Origin of the sequence: Mesorhizobium sp. M0633, from assembly GCF_040320645.1 — a bacterium.
GTDB lineage: Bacteria > Pseudomonadota > Alphaproteobacteria > Rhizobiales > Rhizobiaceae > Mesorhizobium.
Map to the genome: position 1 here is coordinate 12,621 of NZ_JAMYQC010000017.1, position 20,995 is coordinate 33,615.

Below are 20,995 nucleotides of genomic sequence, written 5' to 3' on the forward strand. Positions count from 1 at the left end.
GGGGGAGCGAGTTATCCGATCCCCAGACAGCATTCCCAGGGAACAACTCTGGCCCTCGGATGGTTCGGTCCTATGGTCGCATGCAGGCTCGTCGATGGTTGAGGTCGACAAAAGGAAACAGAAGGTTATCGCCGACCTTGTACGACGGTGGATCAGGGCAGAAGCCATCCGCAACTACCTTCGCAAGGCGCTAAATCTTCCGGTAGAACAGGAGCTACCGGATCACCACAGGTCATTGCTCGACCAAATCGATCGGGCCGACAAAGAGTGAGTACGTGTTGGTCGTGAACTCACCAAATAAAGTCCAGGACGTTTTGTCAAAAGCGTACGTGGCCAGACACATCGCCCCCATCGGCTTATAGTTACTTTTCCGAACGGGAGGCTGTCATGCTACCATTGCCCCACGCCGGCGAGTCAGAAGTACTTGCCGAGATCAATAAATTGCTAGACCATCACGCCGGGGCAACGCCGGTGCCGGTTCACAAACTCGCGGCGATTATCCGGCTGCGCCTAAAGAGCCATCTCTCCGTCGCGACTATCGAGGGGCTGATCGTAGACGAGGCCGGATGTCGCCAATTGCCTATGCTCTTTGAAATGCCGGGAACAGATGCGACTGTCGTTTCATCTGCTCTGGGCCGCGCGCCTTGAAGGTTAGGCGATCTGGCATTGGGCAGTAGGAGAGGGAGCCCGCCGCCTCGGAGGGATTGGCGACGGACCCCGGCAGTGGCTGCACCGAGACGGATCGACCGCTGCGAGTCTTTAACCGGCGAGGGCCTGCATTGTTCCCCCAATGCGTGTGGCGCTAGCATCGAGCATGCAATCGACGATCGCCTGAAAGCCGGGCTCCATCGCCTCCTGGCAATCGATCTCGCGGTCGGCATATTCGCGCTGTCGTCTTGGCGCTGCAGGCTGGACGCGAAGAGAAATGATGCGGCCCCTCTAGAGGCTCATCGCTGCCGACAAATGACGCAGAGGGACCACGCCGAGGTCGCGGCGCAGCTCGCCATCGCGCGCGCCATCCCATGCGGCGGTCGGCCTTGACGTCGGGCGGGTAGGCGCCAGATGGCGCCGAATGAAGCGCATCCGAACCAACAACATCGCCACGGGGTACAAGGGCGAGACGCATGACGGCCCCGCCGACGACGAGTCCAAACATTCATTTACTGCCCGGTTTGCGGGCAGACATTCGACGCGCGCGACCTGGGACAGGTGTTTCACCATGCAGAGCCTGTGCACCATCCAGTTCCAGTGGAACAGTAGAACTCTCCAGCAAGGCTGCTCGGGACGCGCGGCCATTGCGTACGGGACTGGGCACCGTTGGATCGAACATGGCGACCCCGCTCGACGTCGCGGCTCAAGGCTGCCAGGGGGTAGTGAGGAGCGACCCGAGGAATTTTCGTCGATCTCCGCAGGGAAACCCATTCGCCGCTCACGTTCAACGACTCTGTCTTGGAACGACACCGCGATTTCATACCGAGCGGCGACACCGGTGAGCCGTCCTGGTAGGAGGCCCGGCCCCGTCGTGCCAGAGCCTGTGGGGAGTGAAGCGACCCTGGCCCCGAGACATGGGGATGCCGGCTTGCCGATCAAGCGGGCATACTCTGCCTCCGGCTGCCCATACGACCCGTTTGCCAAGGAGATGAGGGCAGCTCGGTCGCGGACGATGACCTCGCCACGATTTGACCTGATGAGCACGCGGCCTTCCGGCATTTGAAGTGCCACGGCGTTATGCAAGCTTCCGCTGGAAAGAACCATGCAAGGCGAGCGCAGCACCGCCCTGATCGCGTGAAGCTGGTCATCGAGCACAGGGCTGCGAGTTAGCCGACGAGCGTGGCTGTTTCTATGTAACCAAACCACCTGCGCCGCGTTTCGTTCAACGCGATCGCGACACTTCGGTCACGGCGCAAAATTCGGCAGGTCAGGAGGCCATCGTGGTGGCGCGAAGTTCGCCGAGTCGTAGTGAATTATGGGACTGTCTCATCATCGGCGGCGGCCCGGCCGGCCTGTTGGCCGCAACGTATCTGGGACGTTTTCTGCGTCGCGTGATTGTCATCGACTCTGGCGAAAGTCGGGCGAAGTGGATTCCCGAAAGTCACAATTGTCCGGGTTTCCCAGATGGCATTTCTGGCGTCGATCTTCTCACGCGCATGAGGGAGCAAGCCGTGCGGTATGGCGCGGAGCTGGTCGACGATATGGTGCTAGACGTCTGCCTTGACGGGACAGACTTCCTTGTCGCCGCGAGCTCTCGTATTCGAGCTCGCTCGGTGCTTGTGGCCACCGGAATCGTCGACACACTGCCAGATATTTCGGAAATCGCGGCTATGATCGAAGCCGGTTCCCTGCGGCTATGCCCAATTTGCGACGCATATGAGCTTATCGGCAAGCGGGTGGCCGTGTTCGGTCCGGCCGACGATGCGATGAAGAAAGCGCTGTTCCTGCGAACGTACACCCAAGACGTCACCATGCTGGTGACCAGTGCGGTCACGGCATTGGACTACGACGCTGGCGCATTGCTAAGAAGGGCTGAAGTCAAAGTAGAGGCATGCATGCCCGGCTCGCTGCACTCCAAAGGTGGAGCCAGTGTCAGGCTCATCAACGGGGATGTGCGCGTCTTCGACACCATCTACCCCGCGATGGGCTGCACCATACGCTCGAAACTGGCTATCGACCTGGGTGCGAAATGTGATGAGGTCGGCAACGTGGTCGTCGACTCGCATCAGCGAACCGCCATTGCTGGCCTCTATGCCGCTGGCGACATCGTCAACGAGATCAACCAGCTCGCGGTCGCATTCGGGCACGCCGCGGTCGCTGCAACCGACATTCACAACTACCTGTGCGAAAGAGACGGCGAGCGCCCACCGCGCGGTTGACCCGCAGGCATCACAGCTGGTCGTTGTTCCTTGGTCTCTCCAGCGCGCCAATTCGAAAAACGACCGGACGTCTATTTCGCCGTGGGCATTGTTGGCCGCCTGGAGCAACCGGATCGGAGGCCAGGCGGCGTCACGATTGGCGGGAGACATCGTTCTCGTCGCCAGAGAATTCTTTTGGGGTGGAAGGGCTGATCTCGCCGCCGGCGACTTTGGCGAGCAGCATCCCCAAGGTCAGGCGCGCTCGTTCATGGCTGCGCCGGCAAAAATATTCTCAAGAAGCTCGATAATAGAGACGCCAAGTATCAGAGCATCATGCGATCCCTCGATAGCGAAATGGCTGGCGGAGCGGGAAGTGAATTGAACCAGGGGGTGACCCACGAACTTAGAGTGACGTGCAGCGACACGTCTCAAGGAACCTTTCCGGCGTTGCGCGCTTGTTGAGCATGCGTTTCACAACCCCGTGAACGACAACAGAAAAATGCTGGAACCAAAAGGAAATCCGCCCTGGCGAAAGAAAAGACATTGGACGATCTCTTCCTCGATACGCCCAAGATATCTTACGCGGAAAAGAAGATCCTGAAGGCGCTTCCCAAGATGGCGCGCGCCGCATCATCGGCCGATCTGAAGGCAGCCTTCGAGAAGCACAAGGACGAAACCGAAGGTCATGTCGTGCGCCTGCAGCAGGTTTTCGAGCTCCTTGGCAAGCGGGCACAGGGCAAGACGTGTCCCGCGATCGACGGCATCATCGAGGAGGGCGAGGAGATTATGGAGGAGTTCAAGGGAACTCCCGCACTGGACGCCGGTCTGATCTCCGCTGCCCAGGCCGTCGAGCACTACGAGATCACCCGCTATGGCACGCTGAAGCGCTGGGCCGAGGTCTTGGGCATGAGCGACGCAGCCAAACTGCTCGACCAGACGCTCGCGGAGGAATCCATGACGGACGAGGCATTGACGGGTCTCGCGGATGCTTCCGCCAACGAAATGGCCAAGGCCGCCTGATCACACACCAGCCACCCCAACATGTTGGGTTGGCTGTTTTACTTCCAGCATCCGTTCTTTCGATAGGAGACAATCATGGGTCGAGGCATTCTACTCTGGCTGCTCGGAGTTCCTATTCCGATCATTATCCTTCTCGCGGTGTTCATGCGGTAGGAGGAATTCATGGCATCAACCATCCTGGCGACGGACGTCGCCGCGCCGGTCGAGTCCTCGTCATCCGCAGTCAACTGGGGACCGATCATCGCCGGCGCCTTCGCTGCCTCGAGCCTGACGTTCATCCTGATGCTTCTCGGGTCCGGCCTCGTGTCTCCATGGTCCAACGAGAGCGCCAGCGTGACGACCTTTGCCATGTCCACCGCGATCTGGCTGGTCATCGTTCAATGGCTGTCATCGGGTCTGGGCGGCTATCTGACCGGGCGCCTTCGCACCAAATGGGTCGGCGTTCACAGCGATGATACCTTCTTCCGGGATACCCACACGGCTTTATGGCTTGGGCACTCGCCACGCTGCTGGTTGTGTTCGTGCTCGGCTCGACCCTGTCCGCGGCAATCGGCACCGGCGTTCAGGCGGCCTCGACAGTGGCCTCGGGAGTAGCAATGGGTGCCTCGGCAGGCGCGACCGCAAACGCCGGGAACGACGGAGGCAGCGACGCGACGTCGTATTTCGTCGATGCGCTGTTCCGCCCGACCGATCTTTCCAGGCTGGCGGCGCCGGCCGCGGAGGGCGATGCGACAGCAGCCGCACAAGCTTCCCGCATCCTCATTACGAGTGCGGCGGCCGGCGAAGTCTCGGCCGACGACAAGACTTATCTAGGCCAACTCGTGGCCGCTCGCACTGGCCTGTCGCAAGCGGATGCTACTGCCCGGGTTGATGCGGTGCTTGCTCAGGTCGAGGCGGCCAAAGTCCGAGCACAGGAAGCAGCCGACACAGCTAAAAAAGCCGGCGCCACCTTCGCGCTGGTTGGCGCGCTTTCTCTCATCATCGGTGCTTTCATCGCCAGCGCAGCGGCTGCGTTAGGCGGCAAGCAGCGCGACGACGAAGAAGACGCGCTCTATCTCACAGCTAGTCGAGGCTGAAGACGTCTACTCCCGGCCGGCCCAGATGGTCGGCCGGACTCCATCTCCCCGCGCTCTCTTGTTCTTGTGCGTGCAGCAACGATATTGCTGCAAGCGCGTTGCACAGATTGCCGTCCATTCCGGGCGTCAGAACAGGGACGGCCCCATTGCGAAAAATCTCCGATACGATCGCCCACCTGGCCGCGCTGCAGGCGCGACATGCCGCACATCCCGCCGACCTCGGTGCGTCAGACCATCTCCGGACGCTGGCCGAGTTCGGTACCAATCCCGGCGGGCTGGGAGCGAAGTTCTACATTCCCAATGACCTATCCAAGGGCGCCACGCTCGTCGTCGTGCTGCATGGCTGCACACAGAACGCGGCCGGCTATAACCATCATTCCGGCTGGTCCCAACTCGCCGACGAGGCTGGCTTTGCGCTGCTCTTTCCCGAACAGCAACGCGGCAACAATCCGAACCTCTGTTTCAACTGGTTCCAGCATGGCGACACCAAGCGTGGTTCGGGAGAGGCGCTTTCGGTTCGCCAGATGATCGAGACGATGGTCGTCACCCACGGTCTCGACCGAAAGCGCATCTTCATCACGGGCCTTTCGGCCGGAGGCGCAATGGCGGCGGCCATGCTGGCTACCTATCCGGAAGTGTTTGCCGGCGGTGCGATCATTGCCGGTCTGCCCTACGGCAGCGCAGCGACCATCCCGGAGGCCTTCGATCGCATGCGCGGCCACGGCGGTCCTTCGGAACAGGATCTGCAACGGGCCCTCCGCGGCGCATCGGATCATCGGGGACCGTGGCCGAGGATTTCGATTTGGCACGGTGCCGCTGACCACACGGTTTCGCCTTCCAACGCGGAAGCGATCGCAGGCCAATGGCGGGGAGCCCACCGGCTTGAAAAAGTGACGCGTCAGGAAGCTGCCGGCCCGCACGCAAAGCAGGTCTGGCGTGACGGCGCGGGAGAGGCCTTGATCGAAATCAACATGATCGCCGGGATGGGCCACGGCACGCCGGTCGGCGACGGCGTCGGCGCTCCAGGACCTTATATGCTTGATGTCGGCATCGCCTCCACACGGGAGATCGCGCAGTTCTGGGGCATCGCGGCAACGGAGGAAAGCGCCTCCCGGAAATCGAGGCCGCAAGTCCCCGCCAGCCAACGGCCACCCCAGTCACCGGCGCCAGCTATGGAAAATGCGAAGACGAAGCCCCGACAGTCGACTGCCATCCATCAGTTCCCGCGTCACCCGGAATCGGGCCAACCCGGCGTGAAGAAGATCATCGAGGATGCCCTGCGGGCAGCGGGCCTGATGCGCTAGGCGGGCGGCGCAAATCGCTCGCCGACTGTCTCGCCGGCCCGCGAAGGTCAAGCGGGTCCGACCAAGCAAGGGAACGCGTTGTTCTTTGGAATCGTTGACCGCTTTTCAGCAAGCAGTCGCATGCACCTCGTCCAGATCCTGCTTCCCCATCGACTACCGAGCGGCTGCCTTCGGCCGGGTCTTTATCAAGACGGTTTTTCCTAGACATGGCACTTTCTCCGTTGAGAAATCGCCAACTCGGCATGAGGAGCAAAGTCCCTCGATTGGGCGGCTTTCCGCTTCTGCCCTTCCCGCTGGCGATACCGTGCCCCAGTCGGACTAAGCCGCCGGGCGCTCAGGCGGGCAGAGGCCCGTCTTCCTCTGCTTTTCGATCGGCCTCCGCCGCTTCCATTTCAAGCCGCGCCAAATGGGCTTGGATCTCCTCGGGCTCGGCGTGCTCTAGCCCGACGACATTGTTCCTCGTTTCCTGCAGTGCAACGATGATCTCATCAAGTTTTGCATGAATAGCAGCGGTGTCGCGATAACCCTGGATCAGGACGACACCGGTAATCACAATCGCAGCTACTGAAAGCGCATAGGTGACTACGTTTGTTAGCCCGAAAGGAACCATCGCCGTGCAAGCAACCATCGCGGCGATCATCAAATAGAAGCCAGGCGGCCGGGACAGAAAGTCGGCAACCGCAAAGAGAAATCGGTTCATGCGAATCCCCAGCAAACAATCTATTACGATTGGGGCGGGATTTTACATTTTCGTCAATGCTCCGGGGGCTATGAGCCGGACGGGCTTGAATGATACCGGCTGACGATCAGTCTTCGAAGCAACGGCGAAAAGCGCCATGACGGGTTTGAGATGGATGGACTCTTTAACGGTTCTCAGCAACCTTCCGCCAGGGATCGCACCATACGCGCCACAATCGGATCGTACGGGATTTTTTCATCGCTGCTGTAATTTATGGTAAAGAGCGCGGCACGGTCGTTGCAGACCGCAATGGCGCGGACATATCGGATGTGTTCGTTCTTGATCCCCGAGTAGCTGGCCCATCTCGGCGTGACGCGCCTATAGGTCAGTTTCCAGCCCCGCTTTTCATCCTCGACCATGCGGTGCTCGATCTCTGCGCGAAAACTGTGCTTGCCGAGCCTTGCGCCCCACACGGTAAGAAGGGCATCGTTTTCGCCCCGAAATTCCGCGCCCTGGTCCGAACGCTGCGTCAGGACAAAGCCAGGGGGAACATCGAATATGAAGCCAAACTGCCTGACGCCGAAGAGCTGCCACGCGTGCGCTTGGAGAAGCGTGCTGCAAAATAAAACCGAAACGAGGCTCAACAGAAAACGTGCCATTGGCATTAAATTAGCGTCGCGTCATATACCGTCCAGACCGGACAAGATTGGCGACAAAGAAAAAGTCGCAGACGACTTGCCGCTGATGTCAGCCTCGTGCACGACTGAAACCCGGGAGACCACCCTTGAAATTCTTAAGGGTTGATCACTTGGGACGACACTTCAAGCCGGGCTCCTATCAAGCACGGCGGCGGGAGATGTTGGCATAGCGCCGGGGGCGGACTGGCAGGTCTCGGGGACGTTATGCACTTCGATCCAGGCGGTCGATCTCATCGGGCGTTCGCCCCCGCCGCTCGCGATAGCGTGGCAGCGACCATCCCTTCTGCAACGCCATGCCGCGCACGAGCAGCCCGGCAATGAGACCTGCCCCGAGCACGACCTCGCGACTTAAGCCGATATTCGTGAGCACAACAAAGACCATCGCCCCAGCAAGCGCTGCCGTGACATAGACTTCACGGGAAAGCACTATTGGACTTTCATTGCCCAGCACGTCACGAAAGATTCCGCCGGCACTCCCATTGCCACCGCCACCACCGCGCCTAAGCCTGCAAGCAAAGCGCGCTCCGCACCCGTGACAGCGAAGAGCGCCAAACCGAGGGCATCGAGCCACAGGAGCCAGCGGTAGCGACTCTGCGGGATGTGAGCGGTGAAAAACACTGCGCATGATACGATGACGCATGCGAGAAGAATGGCGGGCTCCCGCACCCAGAAAACGGGGCTCAAGCCCAGAAGAAGGTCGCGCAGCGTGCCACCGCCGATGCCCGTCACCGTGCCGAGCAGGACGAAGCCGACTACGTCCAATTTGCTTGCTCGAGGCGACCAGCGCGCCCAAGATCGCAAAAACGATCAAGCCCAGCCAGTCGAGAAGTGCGGCGGCTGTGTCGAAGAGCATAGGAATCTTCCGCTTGGGTTGGCGACCGCAGCGCGTCTTCCGCTGCTGCATACGCTCGACTACGCGTCAACACAGAACCATCGCGTTGACTCTATCGAGGTTTTCGGCGTATTTTACCGCTTGCCATAACCAACAAAAACCCTGCCGAAGCGGGGCTTTGTCGTACAGCCGTGGCGGCGAGATGGTTAGGCGCCTCGATCCGGGCGCCCTCGCCGATCTCTTTTAGCATAGCCTCTGCTTTGGCCTTGTCCTTCGTGGTCAGCACGGTGCGCCAGTACGGCTTCTCGAAAAGGCTAACGATGTACGTCGTCGCAGGCTTGTCGTTCATCGCCCGTCCAGCCAATTTGCTATGCGGCTAATGTAGATCCAAGCACAAAAAGCTCGCCCATTCGTTCGCATGTTTCGCTTCGAATTGACTTGAGCGCATCTATTCGTCAGCCGGCCAGTCCACCATTTTCTCGCCGGTTAGGCCCGGCGGCCGAGCCCCAACGACGCGGGCCGCTGTGTCATAGTTCGCAACATGGGAGGAAAGCGGTGCCCAGACCCCAACGCGCTGCCTGTGATAATCCAGAGGGCTATGACGGCCTTTTGGAAACCCGAATTGAAGTGGTAGAAGTCCACGGCGAGTGGTCGGTGCACGTAGTCGAGGAAGACGAAGAACGCATCTACGCATTCGTGCTGGAATCCTTCGCCCTAGCCTTCGCGGAGGGCCAGAGGATGCGCCTGAAACTCGCTGATATTGTGCGGCATTAGCGCTGCGTTTGGGTGGCGTCCTTTGCCTCGCTGTAGGTGTTCTACCTACCCGACATCGGCGCCGCATGCGGCCGCTCGTAGTCGGCCGGCCTGCCGTTCAGCAGATTGATCGCCCGCTTTATATCCCCGTGCAGCCGGTCGATCACGTCCCAATGCTCATGAAATGGCTTGAGCGACAACTGCGCGTCGCGGAGTTCTACCGTCAGAAGCCACGCCTGTGGTTCAATTTTGGCGAGGTGATATTCGGAAACGGCTTCGTGTCGGCGAGGGTGCGGCATCCCGCAAAATAGGAATATATTCCGCATCCCGTCAAGGCACATAGACTTCGTCCCGCCCTCAGCGCATGCTCGAGATCGGCGAGCTGAAGGGCAACATGGACGCGATCAACGCAGCCCGACGAACGGGCGGCTGTGTTGCACTCTGTAAGCCGTTCCAACGATAAAAATTGTCGGGTTGCTCCCCGCCCTCGCGACTGCGGAGTGGTCGTTTCATCGATTGACTCGCGTAATGCACCGGCAGTTAATCTCCCCGCCAGGGCAAAAGAGGGGCTATGAAACTGGGAGCAAACGATGACTGTCCAAAAAGAAGACTATCGAACCAACAGAGCCGACTACGCCATAGCTGCCATGCATAGCCGAGCGACCGCTGAGGGCGATCGTGACGATTTGGTGGCGAGGAAAAAGTCCCTGTGGGTAACAGATCGGCGATCTGCAAAATTGGCTGCAAACCCGTCCGAAAGCTCGCCAGAACCCAAGGCAAAACCGCGCGGTAAGTGAATCGGACGCCAGCCACTTTCTTACCGCCGCGTACTTCGTTCGCATGGTTCGATTATATTAGAGGTATCTAAAATACCAACCAGCCAGTCGAGCATTCCCTAAAGGCTCGCTGGTCAGGCCCAGCGGCCGCCCCCTAACCCAAGCTGCTGGGCCGCCCGCTAAGGAAGTGCGTTGTATCCCTGATACGGTCGTCGGTGACCCCCTCCGTACCGCGGCCGTGATCGCAACCACGTCACCGATGCGAAGGCCCCGCATCGGTACCACTCAAACGAATGGCAATTTTCTGTCTGGATGCGTTTAGTATCCATTCTCCGGAGACCCGCGCATGGGCTCGCGTGGGAGACAAGTGACTCCCCTTTAAAGGCATCGAGATGCTACGAGCGCTGAAAAGTCAGTTCCTTAGACCTAAGGATCGGGCGATTTGCCAGCGGGCTGTCGACCAGATAACCGCCGACGCTAAATGGTACAGCACTTCGATAGTCAGATTCTGGCCTCGACCACGCTGAATCTCTTTCAATCAGGGGTCGTAAACGAAACGAATTTGCTGGCACATGTTCGGGCGCGGCGCCACGACTTCACTAAACTGACAGGCTAGCTCCACCCGGGCGGAAACAGCGCGTTTCAGCAAATCGTGAATTGACTGCATCCATGAAAGCCGGTTGGCGGCACGGCGAGGTGATGCGGTCGCTCCGTCGCCTGATCGCAGCCGACAACATGACGCAAAAGGAAAATGCCAAGGTCGAAGCGCAGCTCGCCATCGCGCGTGCGATGATGCGTGCGGGCCGGCCTTGACGATCGCCAGACCGGCGCCAGACGGCGGCGCACTGGCGCTCGGCGGCGTCATCGTGGTGAATTTGAGACGCTGATTCAGCTGCTCCCCGCAAGCTGATTGCGATCGAGACAACTTTACCGGCTCGCGAAACGGACCCTCCATATGCTGCCTCTAGGTTAGTCCCAGCTAAATGAAGGGGGCTTCCATGCGTGTGACGTTTTGGCGTTCAGAACGCGGCAACCTCGCCGTGGTGTTTGCGTTGGTCTTGCCAGTCGTGCTTTTGGGCGTCGGAGTGGCGATAGACTTTGCGCGCGTGAGCCGAACTGCCCAACAGTTGCAGGAGGGAGCCGACTCCACGGCCCTTCAGTTGGCCGTGGCAAGCGCGAACAGCAGCGATATGACGTCGGAACAGCGTCAGGAGAACGTTGATACTTTCGCCAGCCCCACCTTTGTGGCCACGCGAAGTCCCTATAGTGGTGACGCCCACCACACGGTTGGATCAACCAATCCCACAATCGTGACGGTTGTATTGCACCAACCGCAGGAATTGGCCTTCTCGGCAATCCTTGGCGTCGATAAACTTGATATTAGCCGAAGCGCAACCGCGATTGCCTATCCGCGATACCCAGTCTGTCTTCTCGTGTTAGATCGGTCCGCCTCGAACGCATGGTCGAATTCGGGGTCTTCGTCGATAAATGGCCAGAAATGCGTTGCGCAGGTGAATTCAAGATCGGGGTCTGCGCTAGCCACGAATGGCTCATCGTCCATCAGGACATTGGTGACGTCAGTCGTCGGCCCCTCCGGGCCGTCTGCCGGCTTCAACCCTCAACCGGTTTTCAATCAGAAAGAGCTGGCAGATCCCATTATCTCCCGACTGGTCTGGCCAACAGACAATGTCTGCACCTACAATAACCTGGTGATCAAAAACGCCACCGCAAATCTCGTTCCCGGCACTTTTTGTGGAGGGCTCACTCTATCGGTCGGAGCGGTGGTCAATCTTGCCGCGGGAACGTATGTTATCAGGACGGGAGGGCTTTCGCTCTCCTCCGGCGCGGTTCTCGATGCAGCTGACGGTACCACCATCGTTCTACTCGACGATCAGGCCACCACCACAATGCAGGCCGGCGCCAAGCTACGCCTGACGGCGCCGACCAGCGGCCCGTGGATGGGGATCGCGCTAGCTCAAAAACCCCAAGGCGTGGAGAGAACCTCCACGCTCATTGGCGGTGGCGATACAGATCTAGGCGGTATAGTCTATCTGCCGTCACAAAAGCTTTTTCTTACAGGTGGCGGTGCATTGTCGACCGACAGTAAGCCTCGCATCTTTGTGGTCAACCGGATCGAGATGAACGGCAATGGCTCAATTTATCTTGCTGGCGCAAGTGCCTTATTGACAACGAATTCTGCAACGAGACTGATGAAATGAACTTGGCTATAGCCAGCGCAGTGTTGTGAGACAGACTGCATTTGAGGTTCGCTTGCTTCCGTGTTGGACGGATCGAGCGACTGACCCGCGGCCCGAATTGAGGTGCGCCCCTCAGCCTCGCTCGATCATGGGGACCTAAGTTTGACCTGGCTGCGCAATGGTCCGGGTGCAGACGGCGGCTGCGTGTCATGTGATTTCGGAGTGGTGAAGTAGCCGCGTTACCTACGCGCCCGGCAATTGGATGGGCAGGGGTCCTAAGAGGAAACAGGCGGCGAAATGGGGCAATGTATTTCTCTAGGGCTGCCGGTTGGTAGACCCGACGCCGCCGACGCGCATATGATTTTCCACGATCCGTGCACCGGGCACACCTGATCCCCGCCCCCGAGTCACCTTGCGGATATCCGGCGCCTTGCCCTTGTAGGCGAAAGAGGAATTCCGGGCGATCACGAAAAGGCCCGAGACCTTTGAGAGATCGGTGATGATGTCCTCCGTGATGCCGTCGGCGAAATAGCCCTGCTCCGGGTCGCCGGACATGTTGTCGAAGGGCAGGACGGCTATCGACGGCTTTGCCGGAAGCCGCGGCTGGGCTTCGACGGCAGCCTTGACGGCACCGTCCGCGCGGTTCGGCGACCAGGTCCAGATATGCACCGGGCGCTCGATGTTCTTGACCTCGTGATGGCCGCTGTCGACGAAATCGACCCCGATGCGGCCGTGCAGATGTTCGCGAACGCCATCCGAAATCGCCACGCCCCCAAGATCGGCGAGCGTCTCGAGGCGGGCGGCCACATTGACCCCGTCGCCGTAGAGATCGCTGTCGTCGACCATCACGTCGCCGAGGTTGACGCCGACGCGAAGCACGATGACGCGGTCCGGCGGCACGTTTTCGTTGGCGGCGGCCATGGCCTGCTGAAGGGCGGTGGCGCATTCGACGGCGTTGACGGCGCTGCCGAACTCGACGAACACGCCGTCGCCGGTCCGCTTGAAGACACGGCCCTGATGGCGTTTGACAAGCGGCTCCAGCACATCCTTCCACCGCGCCATGAGCTGCGTGTGCGTAGCCGTTTCGTCGCGCTCCATGAGCCGGCTGTAGCCGACCACGTCAGCGGCCAAAATGGCAGCAAGCCGGCGTCGGATGGATTCGTTGGCCATATGCAAGGGCGCCTTCCTTGCACCCATTGGTCAAACTTTACTGGCGTCTTGCTTCCAAGTCTATTCGGCTTGAAGCTGGCCTTGGTTGACATCCAGCGTTCATTGCAGTGCGCGCAAACCTCCGCTTGTGTGGCGCGTTTTCCCGTTGAAGGGACGGATCGGAATTTCCGCTCTCCACCACCCCAGCCAGCCTTTCGACGCTCGTTTCTGGCGTTCTGCGGCTCAGGTGTTTGAACCAGGGACGCGCCAGGAGCGGAAGCTTAGCAGGGGTCACGCCAGCGCCGAGTTAGCGCTACGAAGCAGACCTTCAGCCTGTGCCGGAAGCGGGGCCCGGCTTACCAAGTGGCATATCCAGGAAGCGCGTCCCCCTCCTCAGCTCGGCACCGTTTTCGGCTCTACGCTATACCTGCGCGACGAGCCCCTTCCTTAATCGCAGCGAGGGCCAGAGGATTGGTGACGGGATAGGTTCGGATGAAGTTCTCGACGGTGAACCTTGGAAACTCGACGGCAATCCGCCTGGCGATCGACTGCGCCTGCGCCGGCTCTTCGAGCAGCGCGTGACACAGGGCACGGAACATCAGAGTGACGGGAATATCCGGCGGACTTTGGCGCAGCGACGACAGACTGTCGGCATAGCGACCGGCGACGAACCGCGCCCGGGCGAGCTGCGCGTAGTACCAACTCGGAGCCTGCGGATTGAGGCGAAGCGCCCGTTCGGCAAGAGCACAGCCTTCTTCCGGATTTCCACACACGAGAGCTCGGCTTGAGGCAAGCATCGACAGCACATCGGCGTCATTGGGTGCCAGGGCCAGCGCCCGGTCGTATTCCTCTGCGGCCCCGCTGATATCGCCGCCAATGGCGCGGAGAGCGCCCATGTAAAGGCGCGTCATCGGATCGGTAGGGTCGAGCGCCAGAGCCTTTTCCACGCATTCTCGCCAGCGCTCGACCGAAGCGGCTGAATCTGGCGTGAAGGCATTGAAGGCATCGACCGCATGTGCCAATCCCAACGTCATCCAGGCCCGCGCGAAGCCGGGGTCGAGTTCCACGGCGCGGGACAGCATGCGTATGGCTTCTGCCCTCGCATCGGTCGTGAATCTGTCGTGCAGTTCCACCCCGAGTAGATAGCAGTCGTAAGCACCCAGGCTCGAGGGAGGCTTCCGCCGAGCCACCTCACGCCCGAGATTGGCGAGCTTGCCGAAAGTGCCTGCCAGGGCATTGATGACGTTCTGTGTGATGCTGTCCTGCATGAGAAAAAAATCATCGGTCGACTCGTCGAACCGCGCCGACCAAAGGTTGGCTCCGGTCCGGGTGTCGACCAGCTGCACCGCGACGCGGACACGCTGTCCGATCGCCTGGAGGGTGCCTTCCAGCAGGTAATCGGCGTTCAGTTCCCGTCCAACCGAGCGTGTGTCGCTCGCCCGTCCCCGATAGGACTGCATGGTCTGGCGCGAAATGACCGCAAGGTCGGGATAGCGCGCTAGGTCGCCGACCATGTCGGCCGACAGGCCGTCTGCCAGCCGCCTCCAGCCGTCGTCGGCGCTCAGGTTTTCGAACGGCAAAACCGCAATTACCGGCGGCTTACTGTTGTCGCCGGCAGAAAGGCCTGGTTTGGCACCGACGATCTTGCCCGCAGTAGCGGGGTCGATCAAGACACGGTACACGCGAACAGGTTCGGCGATACTTTTCATTTTCTGCACGCCGAGTGAGGCAAAGCCGATCGGCACCTTTCCCCTCACATGGTCGCAGGCGGTGGCGGAAATCGCGATTCCTCCAGGTTCCGCCAGCCCTTGCAGCCGATCGGCGATGTTCACCGCATCGCCGTGGATGTCGTCACCCTCAACCATAACATCGCCCAGATTGATGCCGATGCGGAAATCAAGCCGCCGTTCTGGCTGCGTGAGAACGTTCACCTCCGCCTTCCGTTGCTGGATTTCGACCGCGCAGCGTAGGGCGTCGACCACACTGTGGAACTCGACCAGCATCCCATCTCCCATGGTTTTCACCAGGCGACCATGGTGCGCAGCGATCCTTGGCTCGAATACTTCGTTCAGGTCGGTTCGGAAAAGCGCACGCGTACCCTCGTCGTCGATCTGGCTCAAGCGGCCATAGCCGACGACATCGGCAATCAGGACGGCTGCGAGATGACGTTCCATCCCTCAATCCTTCGCGGATTGTTACCCGCTTTCCAAGCTTACAGCAGGTCGCAGGTTGATGCCATTGCCGCCGCCCTTGAAAGACAGCTTTTCGGGTCTGTGTACCTGCTGCATGAGAGCCCGAATGTCGGACAAGGGTCAGATCGCGTCATGCGACGCTCCCAACTGGATGACGGCAAAGGGTCGAACTCGGTCGTTCAGAGTGATTGGGTTTTGACCCAAGCATTTTGCAGCCAAGTGGAACGCGGCTAAAACAAATAGATAGAGCGGGATTGAACTTGAACGCATCCCGCCTCAGCTGAAGCGGCTACCGATCAGCCGGCTCCACTGCTCGCCCGCAAGCCCGTTCAGAAAGACTTGCGAGTTCTTCATCGCGTCCAAAAGCTCTGGATCACGTGAATGTACCACCGTTGAGGCAACGGTCAGGAAAGCAATGCGTCGTCCAAGCATCGCCTCCAGAAGTGCAGGTTGAATGCGTCCGCGCAGGCCGCTGACGCCGCGCGTGGCGGCGTGATCGATCAGGCAGTCAATCACCGGGCCCGCCTGGCCGGGGAGGGCGAAGATTTGCAGCACGCGACCAATTTCATACTTTCGTGCGTAATAGGCGAAAGCGCCGACATTGGTGCCGACTGGCGACGTCACACAAACGTAGACAAGCTCGCCCAGATCCGGTTTTTGTGCCGCATCGGTCAGGATGTGGTCGAGTTGGTCTTCCGTCCATTCCGGGCGCAGGGCGAATTGAGCGGTAAACGGTTCGATGAGCCTGGCAAATGCGTGGCTGTCGATTTCGGATGTACGAAATGCTCCGTGGCCTGCCCCGTCCACCGCCACACCCGACCAGCGTCGTTCGCTGGACGTCATCCTTCTGCAGTAAAATCGGTCGACTGTACGCGCCAGCGGATTGAGCATTCGCGCAAGCGCCATGCGATTGGCGGAAAGGCTGAGCATGAAGGCCGCGGGGCGCATCACGCGGACCCAGTCAAGGCTGTATTGCGGCAGGACCACGCCGCGCAGCCGGGTCCACAATTTCACGGAAATATCGTTGGCCGTCTCGCTGAAGGAGATGTCCTGCGGACCATCCAGGTAAGCTTTCAGCAAGCGGGCGCCGGCCAGCGGGTCGTGCTCATGGTCCTCGACCATGAGCGAGCTACAGATGGCCGCGCGTAGTTGTCGGCCGTTGAACGTCATCGGCAGGACGTGGACGCCGACAAATCCGGAGACGCGACCGGCGTCGTTGACATGGACAAGCGACCGGAGGTTGTCTGCGCAACCGGGCGCATCCAGATAAAACCGTTTCATGTATTCCACGAGAGAGGCCGGCGCTTCGGTCCTCTCCTTCAACAGCACGCGCTGAAACATGTTCGCAACTGCCGGGAGGTCGGCGCCTTGCAAGGCGCGAATGACGCTCAAGCCCGGCTCCCGCCACCAAAGTCCCATCCACCGAGCTTTCGGGCCAAGGCGACGCGAGGCACGAGAACATCGGGCGCGCGTTCCAACTCGACGCCCATGAAGCCGTGCAACCTCGGCCAGTTGCGATCGCCCCGGTGACAGAACGGAGTGCTGAATTGCTGCGGCAAGGTGGAACCCTTTGCTTGACCGACGAAAAACCGGCGTCATTGCTGCTAGCAGATTCAGGTAAACCGATATTAAAGTCGTTGCTTTGAATGGTAGCGAACCGGGTTTGTCCGGCCCCATCCTGGACATCAGCAATTTTGGTTCCTGGCGGACTCTACACGACCAGCGGCATGAGTTGCGTGCTCCGCGCCGAACCGTTTCGGCTGGCCAAAGTTTCGCGTGGCGGCTCTTGACTGGGAGCGCGGGCGTAATACGGTGAGGACAAATACCGGCTCTGACCGCCGGGCGGCAAGAATGCCTCGTATGCTCTCGCCTGGCGGCGGTGGCTGCGGGGCATTGTCATTTTGAGGCATTGCTTGAAACGGCATATCGAGATCGGCATTCTCTATTCGCGGTCCGGCAACTACCAGCTGGTGTCCGAATCCTGCCGTGCGGGTGCGATGAACGCCATGGCCGACGTCAACGCCGATCCCGCTATCCCATTCGAATTCATCCCGATCGAGCGCGACCCGCAGGGCAACATCGATCGCTATGCAAGCGGCTGCGCGGACATTCTCGCCAACAGCGGCGCGCGTCACATCATTGGCTGCGTCACCTCGTGGAGCCGCAAGGAGGTCATTCCAATCCTGGAGAGGGCAGGCGGCACGCTGTGGTACGCCTGCCCGTACGAGGGCTTCGAAGCCAACGAGCATGTCGTCTACACACACGCCTGCCCCAATCAGCATCTCGTACCGCTGCTTGCCTATGTCGTGCCTCGTTTCGCCGCCGACGGCTTCCTGCTCGGTTCCAACTACATCTGGGGTTGGGAGACCAACCGCGTGGCGCGCGACCTGATTGCGGACGCTGGCGGCAAGGTGCTGGGCGAACGCTATCTGCCGCTCGGCGAGGTCGATGTTGCGCGGCTGATCGCGGAGATACAGGCGACGAGACCTGATTTCATTCTGAATAATCTCATCGGCCCTTCTTCTTATGCCTTCATCGCTGCGTATGCGGAGCTTGGCCGGCGCGACCCGCATTTCAGGCCGGAGCGTTGCCCGATCCTGTCCTGCAATCTCACGGAATGCGAATTGCCGGCGCTCAACGGGGCAGGCGATGGCCACCTTTCCGTTGGGCCCTATTTTCACGACATCTCGGGGGCGGATCGCCGTGCGGCTCCAGTGCCTTCCGTCATGCCGGCCTCATCGTTCGAGGCGGCGGCTTATGCCTCGGTGCGCATGCTCGCCGAGATCCTCACCCGCAACCCCGGTGCACAATGGACGGACCTTCCCAAGGTCTTTACCGAAACGTCATTTCGAACGCCACTGGGCGACATCGCCATCGACCCGCAAACCCAGCATGCTACCTTGCCGGTGCTAATCGGACGTATCGATGGAACATCGTTCAAAACGGTCACGCTGACGAAGGGCGTGGCACCCGATCCCTACCTTTCCCGCTATGACCGGACGGAGACGTTCGGGCGGCCACGCCTGCGGGTGGTGTCGTGAGCAAGATGGCGCGTATCCCGAACCTTGGAGGCGCTAGGGCTTTTGTCCTGCATCGTCCACATCCGACCGTGCAGGCGATCACAAGGCAATTGTCGGCCATCGGCCTTGAGGCGATTGGCTTTTGGCCGGAACTGCCGGCCGAAGCCTTGGCGGCGGACTTCGTCTTCTTCGACGTCGATCTCGGCTTTGACGAACAATTTCCGTGGAAGCCGGGCGAGGCACCGATGCCGCTAATAGCACTGATCGGCTCCGAGGCGCCGGGGCGCGTCGAATGGGCATTGTCGCACAAGGCCGATGCGCAGTTGCTGAAACCGGTCGGCAATGCCGGCGTCTATAGCGCGCTTTTGATCGCAAGGCAGAGTTTCGAGGCGCGCAAGCTTCTGGCCAGCGAGATTGCCTCGCTTCGTCAGCGGGTCGCGGAGCGCCAGACCATCGTACGCGCGGTGGAGGTCTTGTCGAAGGGCGCCGAGGACGGCCGTGCCTATGCGCAGCTCCGCTCGCTGGCGATGAGCTGGCAAATCAGTGTCGAGGAAGCCGCGCGCAGGATCGTGGCGATGACACAAGAAGAAGGCGACGATGACCAATCCGATCGCGCCTGAGCTTTCGGCCGCCGGGCGTCTGCCAGCCAAGCCTCGCGCCGGCGTCTGGCGACGTCTGCTAAAACGGCCTCTCGCTTTACTCGGCCTCGGGATTATTGCCGTTGTCTTGGCCGGCGCCATTCTTGCACCGTGGCTGACAGGCTACGATCCAAACGAGCAGATGTTCGACGGGCTCACGCTTGAAGGCGCACCACTGCCGCCGGGGGCCCAATTCTGGCTGGGCACCGACCTGCTTGGCCGCGACCTGCTGACCCGTCTCCTTTTCGGCGCGCGCACGTCGCTGATCATCGGCATCGTCGCCAATGGCGTGGCGCTTCTGATCGGCACGTTGGTCGGCATCACGGCCGGCTATTTCCGCGGCTGGATCGGCAGCGCGCTTATGCGTTTCACCGATTTGATGATGGCTTTCCCGGCGCTGCTGCTCGCCATCTGCCTGGCGGCGGTGCTCCAGCCGAGCCTATGGATCGTCGCCATGGTGATCGCATTGGTGAACTGGGTGCAGACCGCCCGCGTCATCTACACCGAGACAAGTTCGCTCTCCGAGCGCGAGTTCATCGATGCCGAGCGCACCATCGGCGCAAGCGCCCCGCGCATCCTGTTTCGTCATATCCTGCCGCACCTTTTGCCGACGATCATCGTCTGGGGCACGCTCGGCATCTCGACGACGGTGCTTCTTGAAGCGACGCTCAGCTATCTCGGCATCGGCGTGCAACCGCCGACTGCTTCCTGGGGCAACATCATCTTCGAAAACCAAACCTATTTTCAGGCAGCGCCCTGGCTGGTTTTCTTTCCGGGTGCGGCGATCCTGGCGCTGGCGCTAGCCTTTAACCTGGTCGGCGATGCGCTGCGCGACATCCTCGATCCGACGCAAAGGGGGCGGGCATGATCGCCTATCTCGGCCGCCGCGTTGTCCAGTCCGTGCTCATCTTGCTCGGCGTCTCCCTGATCACCTTTGCGTTGCTCTATCTGCTGCCCGCCGATCCCGTCCGCCAGATCGCCGGCCGCAGCGCCACGCCCGAGACGGTCGAAAACATCCGCCGGCAGCTCGGCCTCGATCAGCCCTTCGTCGTCCAGTACTGGCACTATCTGATCAGTCTGCTCAGCGGCGATCTGGGGCGCTCCTACATCCAGCGCTCGGAGGTCACGGAGCTTATCGTCTCGCGGCTGCCGGCAAGCCTGCTGCTGATGCTCGGCGCAATTGCCTGCGAAGTCGTGATCGGGCTGACGATGGGCCTCATCGCCGCCGTCAAGCGTGGCACCGCCACTGACCAGTCGCTGATGGTCGCCTCCTTCGTCGGCGTCTCGGCGCCGCAATTCGTCGTCGGCCTGCTGCTGCTTTATGTGTTCGCGGTGCGGCTCGGCTGGTTCCCGATCGGCGGTTACGGCACCTGGCGTCATCTGGTGCTGCCATCGCTGACCATGGGAATTCTCGGTGCCGGCTGGTACGCCCGCATGATGCGCTCGTCGATGATCGACGTGCTGCGCCAGGATTACGTGCGTACCGCGCGTGCCAAGGGTCTTACACGCAGCGCCATTATCTTCCGGCACGCGCTGCCCAACGCCATCCTGCCGGTCATCGCCATGATCGGCATCGACATCGGCATCTTCATGGGCGGCATCGTGGTTGTCGAAAGCGTGTTCGGCTGGCCAGGCATCGGCCAGCTAGCCTGGCAGGCCATTCAGCGCATCGATATTCCGATCATCATGGGGGTCACCCTGGTTTCGGCCTTTGCCATCGTGCTCGGCAATCTCCTGGCCGACACTGTCGCACCGTTCATCGATCCACGCATCAAGCTCAGATGAAAACCAAGAAAACCAGAGAAAGGGAA

At 60.6% G+C, this 20,995-nt stretch carries 17 protein-coding genes and 3 pseudogenes; 11 read left to right on the forward strand and 9 right to left on the reverse strand.

Annotated features, from left to right (window positions below; all coding sequences use genetic code 11):
- The first annotated feature begins 387 nt into the window (after positions 1-387).
- The 3 genes from NKI47_RS18675 (at position 388) to NKI47_RS18685 (ending at position 3,869) form a co-directional block, all read left to right on the forward strand.
- Positions 388-648 (forward strand): hypothetical protein, encoded by a 261-nt coding sequence (locus NKI47_RS18675; RefSeq protein ID WP_352592414.1) that lies wholly within the window; start codon positions 388-390, stop codon positions 646-648.
- A gap of 1,286 nt (positions 649-1,934) precedes the next feature.
- Entirely contained in the window at positions 1,935-2,870 is a 936-nt protein-coding gene (locus NKI47_RS18680; protein ID WP_352592417.1) for an NAD(P)/FAD-dependent oxidoreductase, read from the forward strand.
- Between the two features lie 504 nt (positions 2,871-3,374).
- Positions 3,375-3,869, forward strand: a complete 495-nt coding sequence (locus NKI47_RS18685; RefSeq protein WP_352592666.1) for a YciE/YciF ferroxidase family protein — start codon at positions 3,375-3,377, stop codon at positions 3,867-3,869.
- Between the two features lie 38 nt (positions 3,870-3,907).
- Here the strand turns inward: NKI47_RS18685 and NKI47_RS18690 are convergent, their stop codons facing one another.
- Positions 3,908-4,243 carry a hypothetical protein gene (locus tag NKI47_RS18690; protein ID WP_352592688.1) on the reverse strand — a complete coding sequence of 112 codons (336 nt, stop codon included), beginning with the start codon at positions 4,241-4,243 and terminating at the stop codon, positions 3,908-3,910.
- Here NKI47_RS18690 and NKI47_RS18695 point away from each other — a divergent pair.
- Positions 4,152-4,945: pseudogene (locus tag NKI47_RS18695) on the forward strand (hypothetical protein). The gene NKI47_RS18690 and the pseudogene NKI47_RS18695 overlap by 92 nt on opposite strands.
- Positions 4,946-5,091: 146 nt before the next feature.
- Entirely contained in the window at positions 5,092-6,249 is a 1,158-nt protein-coding gene (locus NKI47_RS18700) for an extracellular catalytic domain type 1 short-chain-length polyhydroxyalkanoate depolymerase (protein WP_352592420.1), read from the forward strand.
- A gap of 334 nt (positions 6,250-6,583) precedes the next feature.
- Here NKI47_RS18700 and NKI47_RS18705 read toward each other — a convergent pair whose 3' ends face one another.
- The 4 genes and pseudogenes from NKI47_RS18705 to NKI47_RS18720 all read right to left on the reverse strand — a co-directional run bounded on the left by NKI47_RS18705 (position 6,584) and on the right by NKI47_RS18720 (position 8,807).
- Positions 6,584-6,949: a low affinity iron permease family protein gene (locus tag NKI47_RS18705; RefSeq protein ID WP_352592422.1), complete on the reverse strand. Its 366-nt coding sequence runs from the start codon at positions 6,947-6,949 to the stop codon at positions 6,584-6,586.
- A 173-nt stretch (positions 6,950-7,122) separates the two neighbouring features.
- On the reverse strand, positions 7,123-7,587 hold the full coding sequence (locus NKI47_RS18710) for a hypothetical protein (protein WP_352592425.1): 465 nt from the start codon (positions 7,585-7,587) through the stop codon (positions 7,123-7,125).
- Positions 7,588-7,828: 241 nt separating this feature from the next.
- Positions 7,829-8,355, reverse strand: a pseudogene (locus NKI47_RS18715) (trimeric intracellular cation channel family protein).
- A gap of 215 nt (positions 8,356-8,570) precedes the next feature.
- Positions 8,571-8,807 (reverse strand): hypothetical protein, encoded by a 237-nt coding sequence (locus NKI47_RS18720; RefSeq protein WP_352592428.1) that lies wholly within the window; start codon positions 8,805-8,807, stop codon positions 8,571-8,573.
- 206 nt (positions 8,808-9,013) lie between these two features.
- On the opposite strand from NKI47_RS18720, the gene NKI47_RS18725 reads away from it, so the two are divergent.
- Positions 9,014-9,232 carry a hypothetical protein gene (locus NKI47_RS18725; RefSeq protein WP_352592430.1) on the forward strand — a complete coding sequence of 73 codons (219 nt, stop codon included), beginning with the start codon at positions 9,014-9,016 and terminating at the stop codon, positions 9,230-9,232.
- A 41-nt stretch (positions 9,233-9,273) separates the two neighbouring features.
- On the opposite strand, the gene NKI47_RS18730 is transcribed toward NKI47_RS18725, so the two are convergent.
- Positions 9,274-9,411 carry a hypothetical protein gene (locus tag NKI47_RS18730; protein ID WP_352592433.1) on the reverse strand — a complete coding sequence of 46 codons (138 nt, stop codon included), beginning with the start codon at positions 9,409-9,411 and terminating at the stop codon, positions 9,274-9,276.
- A gap of 1,574 nt (positions 9,412-10,985) precedes the next feature.
- Here NKI47_RS18730 and NKI47_RS18735 point away from each other — a divergent pair.
- The gene (locus tag NKI47_RS18735) at positions 10,986-12,206 is read left to right on the forward strand and encodes a pilus assembly protein TadG-related protein (protein ID WP_352592435.1); all 1,221 of its coding nucleotides are present in this window, start codon (positions 10,986-10,988) and stop codon (positions 12,204-12,206) included.
- A 372-nt stretch (positions 12,207-12,578) separates the two neighbouring features.
- On the opposite strand, the pseudogene NKI47_RS18740 reads toward NKI47_RS18735, so the two are convergent.
- From NKI47_RS18740 to NKI47_RS18750, 3 genes and pseudogenes are all read right to left on the reverse strand, one after another.
- Positions 12,579-13,355 (reverse strand): annotated as a pseudogene (locus tag NKI47_RS18740) (adenylate/guanylate cyclase domain-containing protein); the annotation flags it as partial.
- 395 nt (positions 13,356-13,750) lie between these two features.
- Complete coding sequence (locus tag NKI47_RS18745; RefSeq protein ID WP_352592438.1) at positions 13,751-15,508, reverse strand: adenylate/guanylate cyclase domain-containing protein; 1,758 nt, start codon at positions 15,506-15,508, stop codon at positions 13,751-13,753.
- 294 nt (positions 15,509-15,802) lie between these two features.
- A complete protein-coding gene (locus NKI47_RS18750) occupies positions 15,803-16,918 on the reverse strand; it encodes a hypothetical protein (protein ID WP_352592441.1) in 1,116 nt (371 codons plus the stop codon).
- A gap of 521 nt (positions 16,919-17,439) precedes the next feature.
- Between NKI47_RS18750 and NKI47_RS18755 the strand changes: the two genes are divergently transcribed.
- From NKI47_RS18755 to NKI47_RS18770, 4 genes are read left to right on the forward strand one after another with little or no spacing between them, the layout of a single operon-like run.
- Positions 17,440-18,567, forward strand: a complete 1,128-nt coding sequence (locus NKI47_RS18755) for a transporter substrate-binding protein (protein ID WP_352592444.1) — start codon at positions 17,440-17,442, stop codon at positions 18,565-18,567.
- Entirely contained in the window at positions 18,564-19,166 is a 603-nt protein-coding gene (locus NKI47_RS18760; RefSeq protein WP_352455770.1) for an ANTAR domain-containing response regulator, read from the forward strand. The genes NKI47_RS18755 and NKI47_RS18760 overlap by 4 nt, the downstream gene beginning before the upstream one ends.
- Positions 19,144-20,052, forward strand: a complete 909-nt coding sequence (locus NKI47_RS18765; protein ID WP_352592446.1) for an ABC transporter permease — start codon at positions 19,144-19,146, stop codon at positions 20,050-20,052. The genes NKI47_RS18760 and NKI47_RS18765 overlap by 23 nt, the downstream gene beginning before the upstream one ends.
- A complete protein-coding gene (locus NKI47_RS18770; protein WP_352592449.1) occupies positions 20,049-20,969 on the forward strand; it encodes an ABC transporter permease in 921 nt (306 codons plus the stop codon). The genes NKI47_RS18765 and NKI47_RS18770 overlap by 4 nt, the downstream gene beginning before the upstream one ends.
- Positions 20,970-20,995 lie beyond the last annotated feature (26 nt).